Source organism: Beijerinckia mobilis, assembly GCF_000745425.1.
Lineage (GTDB): Bacteria > Pseudomonadota > Alphaproteobacteria > Rhizobiales > Beijerinckiaceae > Beijerinckia > Beijerinckia mobilis.
This window is the reverse complement of the sequence record NZ_JQJH01000001.1, coordinates 456105-481062: the sequence shown is the minus strand read 5'-3', so window position 1 is coordinate 481062 and position 24958 is coordinate 456105. Positions and strand designations below refer to the sequence as shown.

Here is a 24958-nt window from a genome sequence, read left to right as displayed (position 1 = left end):
ATAAGAGGTTGCGCCGGGAAAGAGCAAGTGCGCGAAAAAAACAGCAAGAATGCGGTGGTGTCTGGAAGGGATAAGCAGCTTCCAGCATAGGCCGGGTTTGTTAAAATTTTATTAGCCATGTTTTGACCTCCCACCAGGACAGGGGCAATGGCACGTCCCGACGTCGCCAAGGACGGTCGGCCATTTATTGCGAATGCTTCTCAAGAATGGCCGCGTTCTTGCTTTGGGTGGAAGGCAGTGCAGATGCATGTCCTACTGCAGACATGGCGCGGGTTCATCATCGCACTCTATCGTGATGAAGCCTTGGCCCTCTGGTCGGTGCTTGTGGTTCGGGCGGCCCTGTCGTGCTTCGTGTGAAGCAAGTGCAGTATTTTTTAGTATAGGGAGAATAGTTATGTCGCCAAGAAAGCTTTTCCAACGGCATGAGCCTTCAGGAATCGCTTGATTGGAATGGTTACAATGTCAGTAATCTTCGGGTTTCGATTTTGAATAATTATAAAAACATTTATTGCACTTGCGAAAAAGGCAATATTTGGTTATCTGTTCTTTGAGCAGGCAAGAACTCAAACAGCTCGGGTGCGTTGATGATCGTATGCTCCTGTAATGTTCTGACGGACACGAAGATTAAGGCGACACTCGACAGTGGTTCCTGCCCCCGCACGCCAGGAGCGCTTTATAAATGTCTTGGCTGCAACCCAAACTGCCGGCGCTGTTTCGCGACGGTCCGCAAGCTCATCGACGAAGCTCTCAACAAGGGGAAGCTGGTGGCTCCGGTTGATTGTTCTGCTTCCTGTTCCTCCGGTGACAATGCCTGCGATCAGGAAATGCCGTCGATGCCCGTCGTGGCTGGCGAGCAGGTTCTCCTGGCGGCCGATTCTTCGGCCTGCTAATGAGAATGCGTCTCGATTGCTCTTTGGCTTTGTGATGATCTGAAGGAAAAGTTCCTGTATCTGCAAGATATTTTCGCAAAATCAGGTGACAGAAAAATTATCGATAAAAACTAAGAATAATTCCAATTGAATAGCATGCCGGAGGCTGCAACTGTCTTGTTGCGGCCCTTTCGCTCTTTCTTAAACATTCTTATAAACTAAACGAGTCGATCCGTCGCTTCGCAGGGCACGGGTTCAACGGGCGGTCTGTTTTCATAGCGCCCGTTCGATGCGGCTGTGAACCTACTTACAACCCGCGCTTAGGGCGGTAGGATTTTTCCATCAAGGGAGTGTGACAAGATGAAGGGCGACGAGAAAGTCCTTGATTACCTCAATCGCAGCCTGCGCAGCGAATTGACGTCCATCAACCAATATTGGCTGCATTATCGTGTCCTCGATAATTGGGGCTTCAAGGATCTCGCCAAGAAATGGCGCGAGGAATCGATCGAGGAAATGCAGCACGCCGATCGGTTCGTGCATCGCATCCTGTTTCTGGAAGGTTTCGCCAATCTGCAGGTTCTCGACCCGTTGAAGATCGGCCAGACGGTGGAAGAGATCATTGCCTGCGATCTCGCCTCCGAACTTGAGGCCCGCGCCCTTTATCTCGAAGCCGCCGAATATTCCGCCAGCGTCCATGATCGCGTAAGCAAGGAACTTTATGACGATCTCCTCAAGGATGAGGAAAAACATATCGATTTCCTCGAAACGCAGCAGGAATTGATTCGTCAGCTTGGCGTCCAGCTCTATAGCCAGAAGCATATTGGCGGCCTTGAAGATTAAGTCTTCAAACTCTGTATGGAAGGATTAAACTGAAGCTCGGATGGGGTGAGTGCTCGTGATCCGAAGGGCAAGAGGATTCAGTCCGTCCAGCGGGCTCCTCGTTTACTTTCGGACGGATCGGCGTCATCCTGTCCATTCCAGAGCTTCAGATTGATCTTCCTCGCATGAGCGGTGGCACGAAATTGCTTTTCGAAACGGAACAGGCCGAGACGCCGCAGCCATCTTCGCGGGACCGGCGTGCCGCCGCCATCGTTTCGAGCCTCGGTCCTCGCTCCATCGTGCTCGTCGGCTTGATGGGGTCCGGCAAAACGTCGACGGGGCGGCGATTGGCACAGCGGCTTGGTCTGCCTTTCGCCGATGCCGACGCGGAAATCGAGGCCGCGGCGGGCATGACCATTACCGAGATTTTCGCCCGCCATGGCGAAAGCTATTTCCGCGATGGCGAACGCCGGGTCATGGCGCGCTTGCTTGCCGAAGGCCCCAAGGTTCTTGCAACCGGCGGCGGCGCTTTCATCAATGAGGAAACCCGCGCCCGGATCGTCGAAAAGGGTGTCTCGATCTGGCTGAAGGCCGAACATGACGTCTTGTGGCGCCGTGTGAAAAAGCGCAGCCACCGCCCGCTTTTACAGACACGCGAGCCGGAAAAAACCCTGCGCCGCCTTCTTGACGAGCGCAACCCGATCTATGCACGTGCCGATATTGCGGTGGAATCCCGTGACGGGCCACATGATGCCGTCGTCGAGGATATGCTGAACGCGCTGGAATTCTACCTGCGTTTCTCCCCGAAGCCGCCGCTGCCCCCTGCGGGGGTCAAAAAAATCCTCAAGCCCGGACAGACTCTTCCTGTGACTGAAATCGTTCCGGTCGATCTCGGACCGCGATCTTACAAGATCCATATCGGCCCCGACCTCATCGCCGAGGCTGGCGCGCTCATCGCGGCGCTCGATCCCAAGGCTGCCTGCGCCATCGTGACCGATGAGAATGTCGCGCGTGAGCATCTTCCCGCACTGGAACAATCGCTCCGGAACCAGGGTATCCGGTATGAGACCATTGTGGTTCGGCCGGGCGAAGGCTCGAAGTCCTTCGCGACCTTTGCCGAGGTCTGCGACGCCGTGATCGCGGGCAAATTCGAGCGACGCGATCTCATCGTCGCGCTTGGCGGCGGAATTGTCGGCGATCTCGCCGGTTTCGTCGCAGCCAGCGTGCGGCGCGGCATGCGTTTCGTGCAGGTGCCGACGACGCTTCTGTCCCAGGTCGATTCCTCGGTCGGCGGCAAGACCGGCATCAATTCCCCGCATGGCAAGAATCTTATCGGCGCCTTCCACCAGCCGTCCCTCGTTCTTGCGGATTCGGCGGTGCTGGAAACTTTGCCCAAACGCGAATTTCGCGCGGGTTATGCCGAAGTGGTCAAATATGGCTTGATCAACGATCCGGCCTTTTTCGTCTGGCTCGAAGTCCATTGGCCGAATGTCTTCCAGGGGGGAGTGGATCGTGTCCATGCCATTGCGACGAGCTGCCGGGCAAAGGCGGCCATCGTCAAGCGGGATGAGTTTGAGACGGGTGATCGCGCGCTCCTCAACCTTGGTCACACATTCGGCCACGCCTTCGAGGCCTTGACGCATTTCGATGGCATCAGGCTGGTGCATGGAGAAGGTGTCGCGATCGGCATGGCTTGCGCCTTCCGTTTTTCCGTCAGACGCGGCTATTGCAGCGCCGAAGATGCCTTGCGCGTGGAAAACCACCTGCGGGCCGTCGGCCTGCCGACGCATATACGCGAGATCTCTGATTTCGATGCGGATGCGGCGGCCATCCTTGCGGCCATGTATCAGGATAAGAAGGTGGAGCGCGGGGCGCTGACCTTCATTCTCGCGCGCGGCATCGGCGATTGTTTCGTTGAAAAGAAGGTCGAGGGAGATGAGGTTAAAGCCTTCCTCGAAGAGGAACTGGCGCTCGTCTGAGGGTCCGCTCTCTGTCGGCGGAATGCGCGGCCGCTTCACTTTCCAGGCTGCGGCATTCGCAGTGTCGCGCAGCGTTGACAAAGCCGTGAATGGACTCGCCATACTCGCTGGCAAAAGTTCATTAAATTAATCATTAGCTTGTCCAGACCGGTAAAGACTGTGCCGGTCTGGACAAGCTCGGATTGGTGGTGTATTGGCTAATTTATGTGGGATATTTACCCACATAAATGTCCAGGAGCCCCGAATGGTCAATGCCGCTTCCGACGTCCTGCGCCAACAGACTTTGCCATTGATGCGCAGTCCCTATGAAATGAAGATCATTTGCATCGACATCACGAATAAGTGTGATCTCGCCTGTTCGAATTGCACGCGGTTGCTCGAGAATCAGGATGGTCTTTGGGAAATGACGCCGGAAAATTTCCGTCTCGCGGCGCGCAGCCTTGCCGATTACCCCGGCATCATCGCGGTTATCGGCGGCAATCCGGTCATGCATCGCCAGTTCGAGGAAATCTGCCGCATTTTCGTCGAGGAGATCCCGCGCAAGGAGCAGCGCGGACTTTGGACGAATAACGCTTTCAAGCATGCCGCCCTGGCCAAGGAGGTGTTTGGCATCTTCAATCTCAATCCGCATGGGGTGGAGCGGGGCATCAAATCGCTTGAATCGCTCAAGGAAGGGGCCTGGTATCACGAAGGCCATTCATCGCATTCACCGCTTCTGACCGCCGGGCGCGACCTCTATGACGAGGCGGAAATGTGGGCGCGGATCGCGCATTGCGATGTCAATCAGGAATGGTCAGCAAGCATCGTCCAGAATAACGGCAAGCTGCGCGCCTATTTCTGTGAAGTCGCGGCCTCCTTCGATCTTGCGCGCGGTACCGATCATGGTATCGAGCCGGTGCCCGGCTGGTGGAAGCGCAATATCACCGCATTCGACGATCAGGTCGCGCATTTCTGCCCGGGTTGTGGCGTGCCGGCGCGGCTCGAAGGCCATATGGATTGCGAGAATACCGATACTTATACCGCGACCAATGCCGATATTGCGCTCAAATCCAGAAAGAAAAACCGCAACGTCATCGAACTGACGCCGGATGAGATCTCCCGGCAGATCTCAAAGCAGATCGATCACAAGGTGACGCAATATTCAACGAATCTTCGCGGCACTTCCGAACGGCGCCGGCTGCCGCGTCCTCGTACCATCTTCGAGCGATTGAAGGCGATGTTCTGAATGTCCCCGTATTTGGTGGAGGGCCTTGCCAGAATGGGATATCACCTACAGCCGCCCCTCGTGTCGATCATTGTCCTTAATTACAATTACGGCCGCTTCCTGCGCGATGCCATCGAATCCGTACGCGAGCAGACTTATCCGCATCTCGAATGTATCGTTGTCGATGATGCCTCCACCGATGACAGCCTCTCCGTGCTTGAAGGCTTGAAGGCAGGCTGGCCCTCCCTTCAAGTGCTTGCGCTTGGCGTCAATTCCGGTCAATCGGCCGCTGCTCTCGAAGGTCTGGCAAGAGCGACAGGCGATTACATTCTGTTTCTCGACGCCGATGATATCCTGTTTCCCGCTTGTGTCGCATCCCACCTTGCTGTGCATATGTCTTCACGGCGCCCGGTCGGCTTTTCCTGTTGCGATGCCGTGCAGATTCTGGGAGAGCGGATGGTCATCGCGCGTAACGGGAATATTTCGAGGAGTTTCCGGTCTCTTCCAGAAGAGCCTGATCTCGTCTCGGAGAGTGCGCTCATACAGCTTGCGGAACATGGCATTCATTTGCCTACCATCACCGCCGACCAGCTTCGTTCTATCGAACAGAGGAATATGGACTGGCCGTGGTCGACGACTTCTTGCATGTTTTTCCGGCGTGAGGCCCTGGAACTGATCCGGGGGGCAGCTGGCCTGCGACAGCTGCGTATTGCAACGGATAATTTTCTCGCCCATGCCGTCAATCTTCTGAGCGGCAGTATCATTCTGGATGCTTCGCTCGTCGGTTATCGCCTTCATGGCCAGAATGGTTTCAACAAACGCGCCGCTCTCGAAGGGTTTCTCTGCCATAATCGGGTGGATGAGCATTTCGATAAAACCTGCCGCGTGTTTCTCGACGATCTCATCGTCCGTTTTCCCCATTACAGTGCCAATATGGAAAGGCCGGTCCGTATCCTTGAAATTTGCCGGAAGATCGATCGCCCCGATGACGAGAAAGGTCTGCCCTTCTGGGCGGCGCGGTCGCGCCTGGCGCGCCTGCTCGTCGAATGGCACGATGAACTCGAACCCTTTATTGGATCACGTTCCCTGCAAACATGGATGTTGCGGGTGAGGGTTCCCTTCTGGATACGCCTTCGCCTCTGGCTGCGTCGTCGAATACAGGAGGACAGGATATCGTCGTCCATGCGTGATCGGTTTCACTCACACTCATTATGAAACAGGCGGGATGCTGTTTCCAATCGAGAGACGCGTCACCGAAACTATCCTCTACGGAGACGGAAAGCGGGATCCGATGCTAGAGACAAGTTCTGATCCATTGAGGGCCGGTATGGAAGAGTATGACGCGCCGGAATCGTCCTTTGAGCGGACCGAGCCATATGGCGTGAATCCTTTTCGCATGACCTCCCGGAACAATGGTCTGTCGGGGATCACTTTACCGCTCGTCAGTGTCATCATCGTCAATTATAATTACGGCCGCTTCCTTTGGCAGGCGGTCACCTCGGTCTTCGAACAGACATATACGAATATCGAATGTATCATCGTTGATAATGCCTCGACCGATGAAAGTGGAAGCGTGCTGGCGCAGGTCGAACAGGTGTTTCCGCAAGCGACCATCATCCGGTGCGCGGAAAACGGTGGCCAGAGTGCCGCCTCGATGAAGGGCTATGCGGCGAGCAGCGGACAATATGTCGTCTTTCTCGATGCCGACGACTTTCTTTTGCCTGAATGTCTCGCCACCCATATATTCGTTCATTTGTCCGTGCGCATCCCCGTCGGCTTCACCTCGGGGGACATGGCGCAATCGGTTGGCCCGCGCCTCGTCCTCGGCACGATGAGCGGATTGAGTGATTACGTCTGTTCAGGCCGTGGACGGCGGGACAATCTTCTGCGCCGGATCGACCATGTCTGTAAGGAGCTCTGGCCGTTCGAAGCGCCCGACGAGGCGATCGCACAGGATGTGCATTACGTGCCACCGGAAAAGGCGACAGGCTGGGTGTGGAGCGCCACCTCTGGCAATTGCTTCCGGCGGGAAGCGTTGCAATTGTTTCTGGACAATCGCCATCTGCCCGATCTGCGTGCCTGTACCGATGCCTATCTCTTACGTGGCATCGGCATGGTCATCGGCAGCATTCTGATCGATCGTCCACTCGCCGTCTACAGATTGCATGGGCAGAATGTCTTTTCGCGCTCTCCGCAGCTCAATGGAATCGCCGTGCACGATCGGGGTGCGCCATCGGATAATGATCTTCTGGCGCGCCGGCTGGTGATGGACCATCTCGTCGACAATTTCGCCTTCTTTGCTGGCCGCCTCTATGATCCGCATGCACTTTTGTGGACGCTCAGAAGGCTCGACCGGATCGCGCCGAAACTCCCCCCCAAGCTTCCCGGCTGCAAAACCTATTTGGGTGGCAAGGTGCTGGAATCCATCGATTCCGTCAAAGCATTGTTTGGGTGCTGGAAGTCGGTCTGCCTTCTTCTTGCCCTGCATGTATCCGTGCCGACGATCATCGGCTTCCTGTGCCGGCGGCGTGATCACGTGCTGAAGGAAAAACGCTCAGGCTAATACCAAATCCCAATGATCATGACTCATTGGGATTTGGCCCCCGCGACTGCGGGGCGGCGGCTCCCCGCGAAATCTCCTTGATCCCAACCTGTTAGGATCAAGGAGACTTGAGATAAAGGCCAGAATTACCGGTCTCGATGGGGCGCGACCGGTGATGCCGGAGCGGGATGGACATTTCTGCAACGACCGGCGCCACGATTTTCCCTGCCGATTGGTGGTGCTTGGAAGTGCTTCGTCCCGCTCCGGTTTTTAGCATTACTGCCGTATGACATGATAGTATTGCCAGGTGGAGCAGTTCGGAAACATCCGAATATGCTCTCACAGACACAAAAGGAGGCATACCTCCTTTTCGCAAGTAATTTGCGGCCTCGATGACGAGGCCAATTGATTGCGCGCGTTCTATTTGAAGAACTCGCGTTTTGTCTGTTGCAGCTTGAAGCCGTTGTTTTCGAGCACGCTATCGGCGTTGGGATCGACCGCGACGACAGGTTCGACATCGACCTCGAGATTGATATTCACGCCGGTGATGCAGACATCGTCACCATCGAGGAAACAGAGGATCTGCGTGAGCCTTTCGCCTTCACAGGGGCCCGAGATGCAAACGCCGGTCTCCGGATCGAATTGTGCGCCATGTTTGCCGCACATCAGAACCTTGAGATAGTTCGGCTCGTAGAAATTGTTTTTTTCCCAGTCAAGCCGGACGTTTTGATGCGGGCAGGAATTTTCATAGGCGAAATATTGCTTGCCGAAACGGGCGATGAAAATGTCCCACGGCCGCAATTTGCCATCATCCCAGAGGCGCATGAGCGGAAAGCTCTTGCCCATTCTGTCGCGGATGTCGCGGCGGTCGCAGATGACATAGACGTCGCCGCTGGGCGGCGCCGGTTGTGCGGCGACGGGCGGCGGCGGTTCGCTCTTCTCGACCTTCTGGGCACGCATGATGAATGCGCCCATGAGACCCTGTTTTGCGGCGATCTGCGATCCGGCGCAGCCGCCGACGGTGAGGTCATCGGCCTTGGTGATGACGGGTTTGGAAGGGGTATCTGACGCCATGAGGGTCCTCGTTCAAGATTACGCCGATTCCTTCTCCAGACTTCCTCTAGAGCATTTTCTGTCCAGCGGCATTGCCCCACTCGGAAAGCAGAGCCCTTTCAAGACCTTTGAATTGCTTGGCAAGCTCGTTCAAAGCGAAAATGCACCAACGGCGTGAGACGCAAGGAAGCCGGTTTCAAAGCTTCTCTCGAAGCAAGAGAAGTGCCGATGCAGACCGGACGGGTTGCAGCGAGCGTCCAGCATGATCGTGGCTAATGTATTTTCAAAATCCGTATCGGCAATATGGGAGGTATACACGAATTCCGCAGGAATGCCGGGTTCCGTTCTTACAGAGCGTTTTACTCCAATGATTTATAAGAATGTTCCACCTTATTCCTTTGGAATAAGGGTTTATGAGGGTGCCCCCTAAACCGGGCGAAACCGGATTATTGTTTCGCTCCGGCTGGTTTGGACGGTATTGTGGGCATGGCCCCGGTTTCTGGATCTTCCGGGTGGGCGCCGACCATGAACTGCGCCTTGGCGAGGCCCGCGAAACGCCCGCCTTTGGCGACCAGCTCCGCAAATCCGCCGGATTCGACGATCCGCCCCTGTTCGAAGACGAAAATACGCTTCGCTTCACGAATGGTCGCGAGCCGATGCGCGATGATGAAGGTCGTGCGCCCCTTCGTGGCGCTGTCGAGCGCGGCCTGTAATTGTTTTTCCGTCGTCGCGTCGAGGGCGGATGTTGCCTCATCGAAAATCATGATGGGCGGATCCTTGAGCAGGGCGCGGGCGATTGCGAGGCGCTGGCGCTCGCCACCGGAAAGAGAACGGCCGCGTTCGCCGACGGGGGTTGCGAGCCCGTCTTCCTGCCGCGCGACGAAATCCGCTGCCTGCGCGCGCTCAAGCGCAAGCCGGATCTCGTCGGGCGTCGCATCCGGATCACCGACCAGCAGATTTTCCTCGATCGTGCGGGCAAACAGCATGGGTTCTTGAAAAACGACGCCGATATTGCGCCGCAGTCCGCGCAGGGTCATGGCGCGAATGTCGATCCCATCGATCGTGATGCGGCCTGATTGCGGATCGAAGACTCGGTGGAGAAGGCCGAGCGTGGTGGATTTGCCGGAGCCCGTCGCGCCGACGAGAGCCACGGTTTCCCCGGCGGCGACATTGAAGGTGAGGTGCGATACTGCCGGCTTGCGGGCATCATAGGAAAAGCTCACATCCTCGAAGGCAATTGCCCCGTCGAGGCGGCCCGGGTCGATGGCATCGGGGCTGTCCGCCACTTGTGGCGCGGTATCGACGATTTTGAAGAATTCCTGCATCTTGGGCGCCTGCAGGAACAGCATGTTGAAGAATGCGATCACCTGCTCAAGCCGCGCGATGAGCATGGTCGCGAAATTCATGAAGGTGACGATCTGGCCGACCGTCGCGAGCCCCTGCAAATTGAGCCAGGTGCCGAGCAGGAAGATGCCGAGAAGCGCCAATGTCGCCGAAGCTCGCGCCCCGACGGCGGCGACCGCCCACCAGCTGAGCACCGGCATTTGCGCGGCGAGCACCCTGTCGATGATCATCTTGAGCGCGCTCGCCTCGATTTCGGCGCGGGTGAAACTCTGGATCACCGATATATTGCCGAGCGCGTCGGAAGCGCGTTCGGCAAGGGAGCTGTTGTAGCGCTCGACCGATTGCTGCAGGGCATGAGTCCGGTGCAGCACGAAGGCGATCAGACAGCCGAAGAACAAGATCAGAACGATCAACAGCGCGCCGAGCCGCCAGTTGAGGAACAGCGAAAGCGGCAGCAGAAACACAAGTGCGGCCAGTGAAGCGCAATTCTCGCGGAAGAAAGAAAGCCAGACGTTGAACATGCCGCCGGTGCCGTCGAGCATGATCTTCAACAACCGTCCGGAATGGACGGAGGCATGGAAACTCAGCGGCAAATTGAGCACGTGCTCGAAATAAAGGCTTGTCGCGGCCATGCGGCGGCGATGCGCCAGCCGGTCGGAATGCAGCGCCACGAGAACGGAGGCCAGAATGGAAAACAGCCCGAAACCGACCCAGGCACCGATCAATGGCGTGAGGTCATGAAAGGACGGAAAAGTGCCGGTGCTCTCGGAGGTGGTGAGCCGGTCGATAATGCGGCCGAAAAGGACAGGTTCGGCGAATTGTGCCGCGGCGAGCGCCAGATTGGCGATAGCGAGCAGGATCGCCAGCTTCTTTTCACCGCCAAGAAACTGCAGGACACGCCAGTAAGTGAGAAGGATCGACATGGAAAGATCGAGATGGCGGAATGCCGAGGAGAAGAATGAAAAGGTGAGGCTTTGGTGAGAATTCTAACAGAATTTGTCCAGGGCCGGCAGGCAGCAGCGATTGCGGCGTGAAAGTCTCTGGGGTTTGGACGCAGGCTGACCTATATCACATCGCACATGCAAATCCCGTCAGGGCCGGACCAATGCGGGGCGGTTTGAAAGGCCAATCGTTCGGATTCGCGAGGTTTTGCTCCCACTTTTTGTCAATTCGAGGCCCATGGGCCGGAAGGGTGTGTTTTCGTGCAAGATTCGTCTCCTGATGCGGCGGCATTGACGATCCGCTGCATCGTCGGCGCTGAAGAGGCAGGGCAGCGGTTGGATCGCTTTTTGGCGGCGCGGCCGGAAACCGCGGCGGCTTTCCTGTCGCGTATGCGAATCAAGAGCCTTATCGAGGACGGCCGCGTGCGGGTGGATGACGAGGCGCGCCGCTCCGCCAGCAGCAGCGTGCGGGAAGGGCAGATCATCGAAGTCGATGTTCCGCCTCCAGAGGAGGCGGCACCGGTCGCCGAAGATCTCCCCTTGACGATCGTTTATGAGGACGCCGGTCTCATCGTTCTCGACAAGCCGGCGGGGCTGGTGGTCCATCCGGCGGCTGGCCACGCACAGGGCACGCTTGTCAACGCCCTGATTGCTCATTGCGGCGAGAGTCTGTCGGGGATCGGCGGGGTGAAGCGGCCGGGTATCGTGCATCGTCTCGACAAGGATACGTCGGGGCTTCTTGTCGTGGCCAAGACCGATGCCGTCCATCAGGGCTTGGCCCGGCTTTTCGCCGATCACGGCCGGACTTTGCCGCTGGTGCGCGAATATCTGGCTTTCGTCTGGGGAGTCCCGGAGCGTACTTATGGATGTATCGAGACGGCCCTCGGGCGTCATCCGCACGATCGCGAGAAACAGGCGGTCGTCTCCGACGCTATCGGGCGTGAGGCCATTACCCATTGGGAATTGCGGGAGACGTTTCACCATGCGGGGCGGCCGGTGGCGAGCCTGATCGCCTGCCAGCTCGAGACAGGGCGCACGCATCAGATCCGGGTGCATATGGCCCATATCGGCCATCCCTTGCTCGGCGACCCGCTCTATGGCCGGGGTTTCAAGAGCAAGAGCGCAACGCTCTCGCAAGCGGCGCAGGATGCTTTGCGGGACTTGGGGCGGCAGGCGCTTCATGCCGCGCGTCTCGGCTTCGAGCATCCAGAGACCGGGGAAGAACTGACCTTCGAAAGCGATCTGCCCGCGGATCTATTGTACCTGGAGGCCTGTTTACGCGCTGGCGAATGAGACGAGGAGATTGCCCTCCCTGAGGGCAGGCCTCTTGCCGTATTGGACGCCTTGAGAGTCTGTCATGAGAGTCATTCATGAACGGGCAACGAGGCTGGCAGGATGCAGATCGTAGAAACAGCCCGAAAGTCTTAAGACCCTAGAGCAATTTTCGATTGCACTGAATCGCTTTGCGTTTCCACTACCTTGAAAATGCACTGGTTTTTGAGTGGAGCGTTTCTGGATATATCCGAAACGCTACTGCGGACGAAACGCCACTGCGCCGAGTGTTGTTTCATGATCACACGGTAATGATCACGATATTCAAGGCAAAGATGATTGCAGACAATCCGTTTGTAGAGTCAATGTATGCGGATAAGAAAGGCAAACGACTGCATCTTCGGGCGCTGTGGATCATTCACTGCTGAGCCTGACGGCTCTGTGGCCTCTCAGGCGGTGATGCGTTCTTCATCGTCGCTCGGTTCGCGCAGAACGTAGCCGCGTCCCCACACCGTTTCGATATAGTTGCGGCCCTGGCTCGCATTGGCGAGTTTCTTGCGCAGCTTGCAGATGAATACGTCGATGATCTTGAGCTCGGGTTCGTCCATTCCGCCATAGAGGTGATTGAGGAACATTTCCTTGGTAAGGGTTGTCCCCTTGCGCAGGGAAAGCAGTTCCAGCATCTGATATTCCTTGCCGGTCAGATGCACACGCGAACCGCAGATCTCGACGGTTTTCTGATCGAGATTGACGATCAGGTCGCCAGTCATGATGACGGATTGCGCATGGCCTTTCGAACGTCTGACGATCGCATGAATGCGGGCGACGAGTTCGTCCTTGTGGAAGGGCTTGGTCAGATAATCATCGGCGCCAAAGCCGAGACCCTTGACCTTGTCCTCGATGCCGGCGAGGCCGGAAAGGATCAGAATGGGTGTCTTGACCTTGGCCACGCGCAGGGTCCGCAGCACTTCATAGCCGGACATGTCGGGCAGATTGAGGTCGAGCAGAATGATATCGTAATCGTAGAGCTTACCGAGATCGATGCCTTCTTCGCCGAGATCCGTCGTGTAGACGTTGAAATTCTCTGATTTCAGCATCAATTCGACGCTCTGAGCAGTCGCGCTGTCGTCTTCAATCAATAATACGCGCATGTGCGGTCCCCATTTGCTCTTTGGTCGCCCGGCCGACGCGTCCGTTGCAAACTCTTGCCCTTGACGCATGCCCTGGCCCGCGGAACCGACCGTCAAGCGATAGGGCATCGTTGATATCGATTTCGTAACCTTAACGGCGAATGGTTAACAAAACCATTCCCGTCCTGGTGGAAAGAACTCCAGACGGGACAAAGACAATTGATGCCTGAAACAGGCGGCTCTCTGGTTCTAGCAGGCGAAGCTTGCGCGATGATGGATTGACACTCGCCATGCTTGGAAATGGTGCTTTGCGAGCGCAGATCTCCTGTTCACCCTCAAGGCTTGAACCCCAAGGATGAAGCCATGATGGTTAACGCGAAGGGAGGGTGTCAAGAATGACGAAGGGTTGTGATTTGCAAGACGAAAGCCCTATCGGGCCAGACAGGCGCGCAACCGTCTGGCCTTTCCTTGCGCCTGCACTTGGAGGCCTTCGTCTGGGATCCTCGTAAGCCGAAACTCAGCCCGGTCAGGCGTCGAGCTTTGCGAGAAGCGTTTCGGAGGCCTCGAAATTGGCGTAGACATTCTGCACGTCGTCGTTTTCTTCGAGAAGATTGACGAGCCTCAGGATTTTTTCGCCGGTCTCGTCATCGACGGCGATCGCATTTTGCGCCTTCCAGATCAGCGATGCCTTGCGCGGCTCACCGAATTTCGTTTCGAGCGCTTGGGCCACATCACGCAGGCTTTCCAGCGAGGTGATGATTTCATGCGTTTCCTCGTTGGATTGCACGTCGTCGGCGCCGGCTTCGATCGCCGCCTCAAGCATTGCTTCCTCGGAGGCGACCGATAGCGGAAATTCGATGAATCCGACATGGTCGAACATGAAAGAGACGGCACCCGTTTCTGCGAGCGATCCGCCTGCCTTGGTGAAATAGGACCGCACTTCACCAGCGGTGCGGTTGCGATTGTCGGTCAGCGCTTCGACAATGATAGCGACGCCACCCGGAGCATAGCCTTCATAGCGGACTTCATCGTAATTTTCGCCATCGGCTGCCGAGGCTTTCTTGATGGCGCGCTCGATATTGTCCTTCGGCATGTTTTCGGCGCGGGCCGCGAGTACGGCCGCGCGCAATCTGGCATTCATGGCGGGGTCCGGGAGGCCGAGCTTTGCCGCCACGGTGATTTCGCGGGCCAATTTGGAGAAGAGCTTGGAACGGATCGCGTCCTGTTTGCCCTTCTTGTGCATGATATTCTTGAACTGACTATGACCCGCCATGCCCTTCCTCTATGCGTCCCATTTCTGCCCGCAGCGCGGCGGATGTCCGAAAACCCGCCTTTGCTCCAATGCCGGATGGGATCGGTCCGCCGACCCCACTGCTTCGCAAGCCTTATAATGCCACGCCCAGCAGAAATAAAGAAAGTGCTATGGATTAACGGGCGGTCTGGCCGAACAGGATTTTACGTGAATCTTCGTCGCCGACGGTCGGTATCTGATTGATTTCGTCAGCCCTGGCATAGGCACGAACGGTCGCTGGCCGCGCTGCAATTGTCTCGAACCAGCGTCGCAGATGCGGAAAATCATTCAGATCCTGACGCTGTCTTTCATGCGGGACGATCCAGGGGTAGGCGGCCATATCGGCGATGGAATAATCGTCACCGGCGAGAAAGGCGTGATCGGCGAGACGGGCGTTCATCACGCCATAAAGCCTGTTGGTTTCCTTGACGTAGCGTTCGATGGCGTAAGGAATTTTTTCCGGCGCATATTGGCAGAAATGATGGTTCTGTCCTGCCATCGGGCCGAGCCCGCCGACCTGCCAGAACAGCCATTCCAGCGTCGCGACCCGCCGGCGCAGGTCGGTCGAGAGAAATTCTCCATGCTTTTCGGCAAGGTAGAGCAGGATCGCGCCGGATTCGAAGATTGAGACCGGAGCGCCGCCATCGACTGGTGCCCTGTCGACGATCGCCGGGATGCGGTTGTTGGGAGAAATGGCAAGAAAATCCGGCTTGAACTGCTCGCCCTTGCTGATGTTGACCGGATGAATGGCGTAGGGCACTGCTGCCTCTTCGAGAAAGAGGGTGATCTTGTGGCCGTTCGGCGTCGTCCAATAATAAAGATCAATCATCGTCTTATCTCCTTGCCGCAGGAATCGCTCAGCAATACGAAAAAGCCCTCCCGAGGAACTCCTTGGGAAGGCCTGATTGAAGGACGATTATGCCGCCTTACTTTTTTGAACGCCGTTCGGAACCGTAAGACTCTGGTTTTTTGGCGGAGCGTTTCCGCAAAAATCCGAAGCGCTCTAGGCTGCGGCGGGAGCAGGCAGAGCGAGAGAGGTTTCAAGCCTTGCCACGCCGGCTTTAACCGCCGCTTGCACCTTTTCGAAGGCACGTACCTCGATCTGGCGCACACGTTCGCGCGAAATGTCGAATTCATCCGACAGGGCTTCGAGCGTGACCGGATCATCGGCGAGGCGGCGTGCCTCGAAGATGCGGCGTTCGCGCGGGTTGAGAACATCCAGCGCCTCATGCAGGGCGTCGAGACGGTTGCTGCTCTCTTCCCGATCGGCGAGCACATGTTCCTGGTCGGCTTTGTCGTCGACCAGCCAATCCTGCCATTCGCCTTCGCCTTCCTCACGCAAGGGCGCGTTGAGGGAAGCGTCGCCCGACATGCGGCGGTTCATGTCGATCACTTCCTGGCCGGTGACGCCGAGGCGGGTCGCGATTAGTTCGACCTGATCGGGGCGCAGATCGCCTTCGTCGAGCGCCGAGATCTGGCTCTTGGCCTTGCGCAGATTGAAGAAGAGTTTCTTCTGGCTCGCGGTCGTGCCCATTTTGACGAGCGACCAGGAACGCAGAATGTACTCTTGAATCGACGCGCGGATCCACCACATGGCATATGTGGCGAGGCGGAAGCCTTTATCGGGTTCGAACCGTTTGACGGCCTGCATCAGGCCGACATTGCCTTCGGAAACGACCTCACCGATCGGCAGTCCGTAGCCGCGATAGCCCATGGCGATCTTCGCCACGAGGCGCAGATGCGAGGTAACGAGCTTCTGGGCGGCGTCAGGATCTTCATGCTCGCGCCAGCGTTTGGCAAGCATATACTCTTCCTGCGGCTCCAGCATGGGAAAGCGGCGAATTTCATTCAGGTAGCGGGTGAGACCACTCTCGCCCGAAATCATCGGCAAAGCTGTAGCCATGATAGATCTCCTTCCGGATCCCCGCTTAAGTGGCGGATCCCCGCAGGACCACTCTTTGGAGCTAATCCCGCGATATCGTTAAATGGGAAGCCTGCTGCACGTCCGCAAGGGCGGGAGGGCTTGTTGCGATCACAATCGAAAAGCAGGGTGAAAAGTTCATCCCGAGATGAATTTAAAGGGGTGAGGCATCTCACATTCCCGTCATTATGCGCGTTATCGCGCCTGCCGGAGCCGTGCTTTTCATATATTCAAACTAATTGCTTACAATCTAAGCAAATGCCTAAAATTCGATAAAATCAATGTGTTCAATCCTTTCGAGCCAACTCCCTTCGGCCTCTGTTAGGGGCCGGATTTCATTTGGCTATTGGCAATTTAATAGCATAAACCCTTTGAAAATTGAAGAAAATAATCATGAAGCTTTGTTCATGCTGGTTAGGGCCGAGCTTGCAGCTCTCCCATGGGCCGCAGCTTTTGCGATGAATAAAATTTAATCATAGAGGGGTGGCCGGGCTCCAATGATCCGCATTGCATCCTCCGCACGAAGAGAATTTTGTGTGTGTAGCTGATTGAAATGGTGGGTCCGTGGCGGAAGCGTGGCCGTTTTCGGCCAGCGCCTTTTTCCGGTGGCGGGGGAGGGCGGAAACCCTCGGGTTCTTTCATGCTTTCAGGTTTACGCCCGGATCCTATGCTCGCGACCTTGCTTCAGCATGGTGGCAGGAGCACGGTGGAAGGTCCTGCCTTCGGATAGATGCGGGCGGATAGCCGATCCCGGCGCGAAATCTCAAACGCGGTGGATCGATGCAGCTGTTGCAATTAAAGAGATTGTGGCGCGCAGGGGAATGTGTTGGAGCGGGCGAAGGGAATCGAACCCTCGTATGCAGCTTGGGAAGCTGCCGTTCTACCATTGAACTACGCCCGCATGAAACTTCCTGGCCTCATTCTTCACGAATGACAGGATAGGTCTAACCATTGAAGGCTTTGAAGCGAGGGGCATTCGGAGCGAAGCCGCCCTGAATCAGACCGCTCGGCCAGACTTTTCATAACGTTTCGACCATAGCTTGCCTTGACCGAAGGTTCAATGGGCGCAAGGGCGTCTCGCCATCATTATTCGGGCATCATGCGACAGGGATCATGCGGTGAGCATCATTCTGGAAGGCAATGTTGCAGCGGAAAGGGATAAACGCCTCTCGCTCCGAGGACATGGGCTCTGGCTTCTGCTGTGGCGAACAGGCCGGAGAAAGCCTCGTCGCGGATATTGAGGCCGCCCGCATAGGCACCGAAGGCGGGCAGAATGGAGCGGCGCCCGTCGCTCAGGAAACAGCGTCGGCGCAGGAGGCCGCCACGGCCTCGCACTTTGGCGACAGGATGCAGATGGCCGGTGAGTTCGCCGGCCCCTTCGGCGAGGGGACCGCAGATATGCCGCAAGCGGATAGCGCCGAGCGAAAAATCATCCAGAAACTGACCTCCTATGCCGTCCGGTCTCTCGCTGTCGTGATTACCCGCAATCCAGATCCAGTCGCGTCCCTGCTGCAGGGAGGCGAGCAGTGCGCGTTCCTCCGTGCCGAGCCGTTCACCGGCCCCCGTATCGTGAAAGGAATCGCCAAGGGCGACCACGAGACGTGGCCTGTAAAGCCGGATCAATTGCGCGAGCGTCGCGAGGATCTGGCGTGTATCATAGGGTGGAAGGAAAACACGGCGCGAGGCATAGGCCGAACCCTTTTCCAGATGCAGATCGGCGATGATCAGGGCACCGTCCTCTTCCAGAAACAAGGCTCCCGCCGGATCGGCGAGAAAATTCCTGCCGGCGATGGTTAGGACGGCCGGGATCGGCGTTTGTGTGGAGTGTGGTTTCACGACCAAGCTTTATCGCATTGCGCGGCGGAGCGGAATCCCGTGCGTGGCATTACGGCTATGGTTTGATGTCTATGCTGGAGGTGAAGAGGCGTTTGTCTCAAGGCGTGCCGTCCATCGCCTCTTCGAGAAGATTGGCGGCGGCTTCCGCGAGCAGGGCGTCCTGGGCTTCCCCATAGACCAACTCCCGGCCGATTTCGAGCATGATCGGCACGGCGAGCGGGGAGACATGTCTGAGCGGCTGATGCAGAATGCCATGGCGCACGCGGGCGAGCATATGCCCCAGCCGTTCGAGATCGAGCAGGCCTGTTGCCGCATCGGCCCGCGCGGCGCGCAGGAGGATATGGTCGGGTTCGTGGCGGCGCAGAACATCGTAGATGAGATCGGTTGAGATCGTCACTTGGCGCGCGCCTTTTTCTTTCCCAGGAAAATTCCGTTCGATCAGCCCGGCGATGATGGCACAGGAACGGAATGTGCGTTTCATCAGTGCCGATTCCTGCAGCCATTCCTCGAGATCGTCACCGAGCATATCCTCGGCAAAGAGGTTTGCCAGTGCGCCCTGATTATCCAGGCACCACGCGCCGGAATCGGCACGCGACCAGATGCAGAGCGCATAATCATTGGCGACGAAACCGAGTGGTTGCAGGCCCGCGCGCTCCATCCGCCGGGTCAGCAGCATGCCGAGCGTCTGATGCGCGAGGCGCCCCTCGAACGGATAGGCGACGAGATGATATTGCCCGCCACGCGGAAAAGTCTCGACGAGAAGCGTGTCTGGCGGCGGCAGGCGCGAGACCTCGCCTTGCAACCGGAGCCATTCCACGACTTGCTCGGGCAAATGGTGCCATTCGCCGGGATCGGAAAGAAGTTCGCGGACGCGTTTGGCGAGATAGGTCGAGAGCGGGAATTTACCTCCGGCATAGGACGGGATTTTGGGACTTTCCGCGAAACTGCGCACCACATGGGCCTCGTCGGCGACGATTTCCTGCAGGGCGAGAATCTCGCCGCCGAAAAGAAAAGTGTCGCGTGGACGCAAGGTCTCAATGAAATATTCCTCGATTTCGCCGAGCAGGCGGCCACCGCGCCGCAAAGCGCCAGTGTAGCGGGTGGTTTCCTTTGCCGCGCCGACACGCTGACGCTGTTTCGCGTGGGAAGAGACGAGACGCACCTTGAGCATATCGGCTTCGACAATGGTGCCGCAATTCATGCGATAGGCCTGAGCGATGCGGCCGTTGGCGATGCGCCATCGTCCATCCGGCATCACCCGCAATTTGGCAAAACGCTCATAGGATTTTAGCGCATAGCCGCCATGAGCCGCGAAATTCAGGGCGGCGGTGAAATCCTCGCGGGAAAGCTGCGCATAGGGCGCGGCGCCGGTGATTTCCGCATAAAGTGCCTCCGGATCGAATGGACCGGCGCAGGCGGTGCCGAGCACATGCTGGCAGAGAACGTCGAGCGCGCCGCTGCGTGGTGCGGCTGTATCCTGTATGCCCGCCCGCGCGGCATCGACGGCGGCGTGACATTCGAGCACTTCGAACCGGTTGGCGGGCACGAGAATGGCGCGCGACGGCTCATCCAGCCGGTGATTGGCCCGGCCGATCCTCTGGGCGAGGCGGCTTGCGCCTTTGGGAGCGCCGACATTGACAACGAGATCGACCGCGCCCCAGTCGATCCCGAGATCAAGCGTCGAGGTGCAGACGACGGCCTTCAACCGGCCTTCCGCCATGGCCGCCTCGACCTTGCGCCGCTGGCCGGCATCGAGCGAGCCGTGGTGCAGGGCGATCGGCAGGACCGCATCATTGAGGCGCCAGAGTTCCTGAAAGATGTATTCGGCCTGCGCGCGTGTATTCACAAACACCAATGTCATCGTCGCCTTGGTGATCGCCTCATAGATTTCACGCAGCGCATGCGCCGCGCTATGCCCGGCCCAGGGCAGAATATTGTCGCTGTCGAGAATCGAGAGGTCGGCGGGTGCGCCCGCGGGCGCGACGATGAGTTCGGCGAGATGTGTATGTGTTTTGTCGTCTGCCCTTTGCCTGACGAGCCAGCGTTGCAGATCTTCCGGCGCGCGGACCGTCGCGGAGAGGCCGGTCGCGCGCATCATGGGCGCGAAGGTGCGCAGCCGGGCAAGACCGAGATTGAGGAGATCGCCACGTTTTGAAGGGGCTATGGCGTGCAATTCATCGAAGATGACGCAGCGTAGATCGGCGAAGAGATGTTCGGCGTCGGGTGTCGCCAGCAACAGCGCCAATTGTTCCGGCGTCGTCAGCAGCATGTCTGGCGGGTAGCGGCGCTGACGCATACGCTTCGTGGCGGATGTATCCCCGGTTCGCGTCTCGACCTTGATGGCGAGATCCATTTCAGCGATTGGATTTTGCAGATTGCGCTCGACGTCGACCGCCAGCGCCTTCAGCGGAGAAACATATAATGTATGTAGCCCGCGCCGATTACGTTTGTGTTCCAGATCGACGAGCGAGGGTAGGAAACCCGCAAGCGTCTTGCCGGCGCCTGTCGGCGCGATCAGCAAAGCGTCTTTTTCCTGCCGCGCCAGAGCCAGAAGCTGGCACTGGTGATCACGCGGGCTCCAGCCGCGCGCCGCAAACCAGTCGGCGAAGCGCGGCGGCAGCGGCTCGTTCGTCGGGAGCCCGCGTGTCGTCAAGGAAGCTTTTTATCCTTCGAGGCTTTCGAGTTCGCCGATCAGATCCTCGATCATCGAAAGGCCGATCTGCCAGAAGGCCGGATCGCGCGCATCAAGACCAAAGGGTGCCAGCAGTTCGGTATGGTGCTTGGTGCCGCCCGCCGCCAACATGGCGAGATAACGCTCGGCGAAACCCTCATGCGATTTCTGGTAGACGCCATAAAGCGAATTCACCAGGCAATCACCAAAGGCATAGGCATAGACATAGAAGGGTGAGTGGATGAAATGCGGAATATAGGCCCAGAAGGTCTCGTAGCCTGCGCCGAGCTTGATGGCGGGGCCGAGGCTTTCCGCCTGCACGCTCATCCAGAGATCACAGATCTGTTCGGAGGTGAGTTCGCCCTCGCGCCGCGCCGTATGCAGTTTGCGTTCGAATGTATAGAAGGCGATCTGCCGCACGACCGTATTGATCATGTCCTCGACCTTGGCGGCGAGCATGGCGCGGCGTTCGACGACATTGGTGGTGCGGGCGAGCAGCGAGCGGAAGGTCAGCATTTCGCCGAAAACCGAGGCGGTTTCGGCGAGCGTCAAGGGCGTCGGTGCCATCAGGGCGCCATTGGGGCCTGCCAGCACCTGATGGACGCCGTGACCGAGCTCATGGGCCAGCGTCATGACGTCGCGCGGCTTGCCGAGATAGTTGAGCAGCACATAGGGATGCGCTGAAGGCACGGTCGGATGGGCGAAGGCACCCGGCGCCTTGCCCGGGCGGACAGGCGCGTCGATCCAGCCATTGTCGAAGAATTTTTTCGCGATGCCAGCCATATTGGGAGAAAAGGCGCCATAGGCATCGAGCACCGTGTCGCGGGCTTCGTCCCAGGAATAGGTCTTGGTGGGAATATTCGGCAGCGGCGCGTTGCGATCCCAGTGGTTGAGCTGCTCTAGCCCGAACCATTTCGCCTTGAGCTTGTAATAGCGGTGCGACAGGCGCGGATAGGCGGCATGGACCGCGGCGACCAAGGCATCGACCACTTCACGCTCGACGCGGTTCGAAAGATGGCGGGAATCGGCAATATCCGTGAAGCCGCGCCAGCGATCGGAAATTTCCTTGTCCTTGGCCAAAGTATTGGAGATGAGCGCGAAGGTGCGCAGATTGGCCTTCAAGGTTTCGGCGACGGCATTGGCGCCTTTTTCGCGCACCGCCGCATCCTCGTCCTGCATCAGGTTCAGGACCGGCTCCAAGGTGAGTTCCTCGCCATCGACCGTGAAGCGTAAAGCGGCGATGGTTTCATCGAACAGGCGGTTCCAGGCGCTGCGGCAGGTCACCGATTTGTCGAGGAACAATTGTTCGAGGCGATCGTCGAGCTGATGCGGCTTTTCCTTGCGGATGTCCTCGACCCAGGGGCGGTAATGGCCAAGAGGCGTACCGGCGAGCGCCTTTTCGATGAGGTGATCGTCAAGCCGGTTCAGTTCGAGCTCGAAAAACAGAAGGTCGGAGGAGGCCTTGGTGATCTCCTCATGGGTGTCGCCGTAGAATTTGGCGCGCACTTGGTCGCTGGTATCGCCGTAATAATAAAGCCCGGCATAGGACATCAGGCGGCCGAGCAATTCCTCGATTTTCTCATAGGCACGCACCGCTTCGATGAGACCGTTGCTCGATGAATCCATGGCGAGTGTTTCGAGGCGGCCCTTATAGGTCTCGGCAAAAACTTTCGCTTCATGAATGGCATGGGCGAGATCGCGCTCGAAAACCGGAGAATCGGGCGCTGGATAGAGATCGGCGAGATTCCATTCCGGCAAGGTTCCGAGCAATTGTGCCGAGCCGCCCTGTTTGTTTTGGGCCGGATCACGCGGCATCTCGGACGAAGAAGAGGAGAGGAGCGAACGGATGAAGGACATGAAAGCCGCCTCGAAAAGGATCGTTGGTCATTCATATTGGAACGGTCCGGGAGGGATCAACCATCCCTGCTCACGCCCGCGGTGGGCTGCCTCACCGTGCCAAGGCTTTGTCCGGGCTCTGGCGCAAGGCTTGGGCCAAGGTTTGGGCCAAGGTTTCGGTCAAGGTTTGTTGCTTGCGGTTTCGGCGTCGGTGGAGGGACCGGCCGCCTGAAAAACTGCCGCCGGGTCAGAAGAAGGAGCGGTTTTTCGACCCGTTTGTGGAACCCGATACCGGCAATGAGGGCGAGGGCAGCCAGGATGAAGAACGACAGTCCATCAGGGGAATGTAGCTGGCGCAGCGATGGCAAGATGATTTTCGCGGCGAGCGACAAAATCATAAAATGCGTGAGATAGATGACATAGGAAGCCTCGCCCGTCAGCGCGACCCAGTCCGGAATGCGCAGACGGTGCATCCGCTCAAGCCCGACGAGCCCCAAAAGGATGGCCGTGCTCGCAAGGCCGAAAAGGAGATCTTCCACGCCCCAGGACAGGGTCTGGAAATAGGCGCGTTCCATTCCGGTGCCCAGAAAAGCTGCGACGCCGCAGGCGAGCAGAAACCCGGGAGCCTGTATTTTCCGTCCGCTTGCCCATAAGGCCGCCGCCATTCCCATGCCGAACAGCAGATGAAGTGGGTCGAAATAAAAGGAAGTGCCCTCGGGAAGCGGGCCAAATATCAAGGGCGTGATTAGGGGCGCGAGCGATGCCGCCAGCCATATCGTCAGGATAAAGAGCCCCAAACGCCGATTCACGATCAGGAGGGCAAAGATGAAATAGAACAGGATTTCCTGAAACAGGGTCCAGGAAACGATCAAAACCGTCTTCTCGCTCTTGATATGGACGAGAAGGAACGAAGAGAGGATGACCCAGGGATTGGTCTCGTTGCCGGTTCCGAAGGTCGGTACAATAAAATAAACCGGCAGGACGATCAGCAGGACAATCCAATAGATTGGATAGATTCTGGAAAACCGCTTCCAGAAATAGGCGCCGAGCCGGCGTGGCTGGCCGATATCTTTTCCATGTGCGTAAAAAATAATGAAGCCACTGAGAACGAAAAAGAAATTGACGCCTGCATTGCCGAAATCGAAAACATTTCCGAACGGTTTGACGCCGCCATATTTCGTCAAGCCGAAGATGGAACCGCTGGTATGGAATAAAAGGACGAGCACCGCCGCCGCCGCTCTGGCCGCCTGGAGTCCCATGAGTTGAACGGGCTGTTGCTCGCGCTCGGCAGCCATGAAAATCCCCATTGCCTGCGGATGGATGGTGAAAGGGAGAGCCGGACCGGAAGGGATGGCCTGTTCCGGTTCGACGCAACTGCAATAGGGAAGTTTAACAGCCTCGTTTGCGTTTATCGAGCCATGCTGCCGTTTATGCGGTTGCAGCGCCTGTTCTGCTTCTTGCGAAGGGCTGGATAATGAAAAAGCTCCATTCCTTGCGGAAGGGAGCTTCTCACTGATGCCGGCTGGGAACCGGCCGGATCCTGCCGCCGGCAGGATCGAATCAATGGCGTGCTTCGACGGCGGTCAACACCCGCTTCTGGAAATCGAACATGGCCTCGGTCATGTCGAGGGAATTATCGATCAGTTCCGAAAGGATCGAGGTCGTGGTGGGAGTGCGCGCCACCAGCCGTCCCGTCACCTCGTCGGTTTCAAAGGACAGTTCCGTCTCGAATTTCCGTGCGAGTCCGACCATTTTGGCATTATGGGCGAGGCAGGACAGATACAGCGTATGGATACGGCGGTTACGCGCCGCCCGGACGATACGCCGCATGAAATTGGTCCCGACGCCACGGCGTCGCCATCCCTGTTCCACGCTAAAGGCAGCTTCCGCCGCGCCTTCTGGAAGGAAGGACGCGCCAATAGCGCGCAACTCGCCGGCTCCTCTTACGACGCCGTCGACGACGTAACCGAAGATGATTTCATCCGGGCCGTAACAGCTATCGACATATTGATTGATTTGAGAATCGTTGGTGTAGGCACCAAACCGTTCGAAACGGCTGTCTTGATCCAGACGCAGCAGGTGGTCGCGAAAAAGAGACATATCGCAGGCCCAGAGGCGACGGATCGTTCCCTCTGCAGGCACTCTCATCATTTCTTTTATCCAATCCCGTTTCAGGGCCAGGGGCAGCCCTTGCTTGAGCTCTAACCGTGCTCCCTTGCTTCCTCCTGACCAGGGGGTAACCTTCAAATT

General features: G+C 57.7%; 18 protein-coding genes and 1 tRNA gene. 7 read left to right on the top strand and 12 right to left on the bottom strand.

Going from position 1 to position 24958, the window contains the following annotated elements; translation table 11 throughout:
• Positions 1-584 precede the first annotated feature (584 nt).
• The 6 genes from DL88_RS20620 (at position 585) to DL88_RS02025 (ending at position 7434) form a co-directional block, all read left to right on the top strand.
• Entirely contained in the window at positions 585-890 is a 306-nt protein-coding gene (locus tag DL88_RS20620) for a (2Fe-2S)-binding protein (protein WP_210165244.1), read from the top strand.
• A 339-nt stretch (positions 891-1229) separates the two neighbouring features.
• A complete protein-coding gene (gene bfr / locus DL88_RS02045; protein WP_034991012.1) occupies positions 1230-1709 on the top strand; it encodes a bacterioferritin in 480 nt (159 codons plus the stop codon).
• 164 nt (positions 1710-1873) lie between these two features.
• Entirely contained in the window at positions 1874-3667 is a 1794-nt protein-coding gene (gene aroB / locus DL88_RS19705) for a 3-dehydroquinate synthase (protein WP_084704786.1), read from the top strand.
• A 244-nt stretch (positions 3668-3911) separates the two neighbouring features.
• Positions 3912-4892: a radical SAM family protein gene (locus DL88_RS02035; protein ID WP_034991008.1), complete on the top strand. Its 981-nt coding sequence runs from the start codon at positions 3912-3914 to the stop codon at positions 4890-4892.
• Positions 4893-4925: 33 nt separating this feature from the next.
• Positions 4926-6086: a glycosyltransferase family 2 protein gene (locus tag DL88_RS02030; RefSeq protein ID WP_034991006.1), complete on the top strand. Its 1161-nt coding sequence runs from the start codon at positions 4926-4928 to the stop codon at positions 6084-6086.
• Between the two features lie 181 nt (positions 6087-6267).
• A complete protein-coding gene (locus tag DL88_RS02025; RefSeq protein WP_169741523.1) occupies positions 6268-7434 on the top strand; it encodes a glycosyltransferase family 2 protein in 1167 nt (388 codons plus the stop codon).
• A 399-nt stretch (positions 7435-7833) separates the two neighbouring features.
• On the opposite strand, the gene DL88_RS19150 is transcribed toward DL88_RS02025, so the two are convergent.
• Positions 7834-8487, bottom strand: coding sequence for a Rieske (2Fe-2S) protein (locus DL88_RS19150; protein ID WP_051955473.1), 654 nt, complete (start codon positions 8485-8487; stop codon positions 7834-7836).
• Between the two features lie 425 nt (positions 8488-8912).
• Positions 8913-10733 carry a glucan ABC transporter ATP-binding protein/ permease gene (locus tag DL88_RS02015; protein WP_034991004.1) on the bottom strand — a complete coding sequence of 607 codons (1821 nt, stop codon included), beginning with the start codon at positions 10731-10733 and terminating at the stop codon, positions 8913-8915.
• A 279-nt stretch (positions 10734-11012) separates the two neighbouring features.
• Between DL88_RS02015 and DL88_RS02010 the strand changes: the two genes are divergently transcribed.
• On the top strand, positions 11013-12044 hold the full coding sequence (locus DL88_RS02010) for an RluA family pseudouridine synthase (protein WP_051955472.1): 1032 nt from the start codon (positions 11013-11015) through the stop codon (positions 12042-12044).
• Between the two features lie 428 nt (positions 12045-12472).
• Here the strand turns inward: DL88_RS02010 and ctrA are convergent, their stop codons facing one another.
• The 10 genes from ctrA to DL88_RS01955 form a co-directional block, all read right to left on the bottom strand.
• Complete coding sequence (gene ctrA / locus DL88_RS02000) at positions 12473-13174, bottom strand: response regulator transcription factor CtrA (RefSeq protein ID WP_034991325.1); 702 nt, start codon at positions 13172-13174, stop codon at positions 12473-12475.
• Between the two features lie 505 nt (positions 13175-13679).
• Positions 13680-14426 (bottom strand): YebC/PmpR family DNA-binding transcriptional regulator, encoded by a 747-nt coding sequence (locus tag DL88_RS01995; protein ID WP_034990997.1) that lies wholly within the window; start codon positions 14424-14426, stop codon positions 13680-13682.
• 154 nt (positions 14427-14580) lie between these two features.
• Positions 14581-15273: a glutathione binding-like protein gene (locus DL88_RS01990; protein ID WP_034990995.1), complete on the bottom strand. Its 693-nt coding sequence runs from the start codon at positions 15271-15273 to the stop codon at positions 14581-14583.
• Between the two features lie 174 nt (positions 15274-15447).
• The gene (gene rpoH, locus DL88_RS01985) at positions 15448-16347 is read right to left on the bottom strand and encodes an RNA polymerase sigma factor RpoH (protein ID WP_034990993.1); all 900 of its coding nucleotides are present in this window, start codon (positions 16345-16347) and stop codon (positions 15448-15450) included.
• 845 nt (positions 16348-17192) lie between these two features.
• Positions 17193-17266: transfer RNA gene (locus DL88_RS01980), tRNA-Gly, on the bottom strand.
• A 224-nt stretch (positions 17267-17490) separates the two neighbouring features.
• Complete coding sequence (gene pdeM / locus DL88_RS01975) at positions 17491-18201, bottom strand: ligase-associated DNA damage response endonuclease PdeM (protein WP_051955492.1); 711 nt, start codon at positions 18199-18201, stop codon at positions 17491-17493.
• Positions 18202-18298: 97 nt separating this feature from the next.
• Entirely contained in the window at positions 18299-20854 is a 2556-nt protein-coding gene (locus DL88_RS01970) for a ligase-associated DNA damage response DEXH box helicase (RefSeq protein ID WP_034990991.1), read from the bottom strand.
• A 9-nt stretch (positions 20855-20863) separates the two neighbouring features.
• On the bottom strand, positions 20864-22687 hold the full coding sequence (locus DL88_RS01965; RefSeq protein WP_370736379.1) for a M3 family oligoendopeptidase: 1824 nt from the start codon (positions 22685-22687) through the stop codon (positions 20864-20866).
• 98 nt (positions 22688-22785) lie between these two features.
• Positions 22786-24003 (bottom strand): acyltransferase family protein, encoded by a 1218-nt coding sequence (locus DL88_RS01960; RefSeq protein ID WP_034990986.1) that lies wholly within the window; start codon positions 24001-24003, stop codon positions 22786-22788.
• 265 nt (positions 24004-24268) lie between these two features.
• Positions 24269-24859 carry a GNAT family N-acetyltransferase gene (locus DL88_RS01955; RefSeq protein ID WP_051955471.1) on the bottom strand — a complete coding sequence of 197 codons (591 nt, stop codon included), beginning with the start codon at positions 24857-24859 and terminating at the stop codon, positions 24269-24271.
• Positions 24860-24958: the final 99 nt, after the last annotated feature.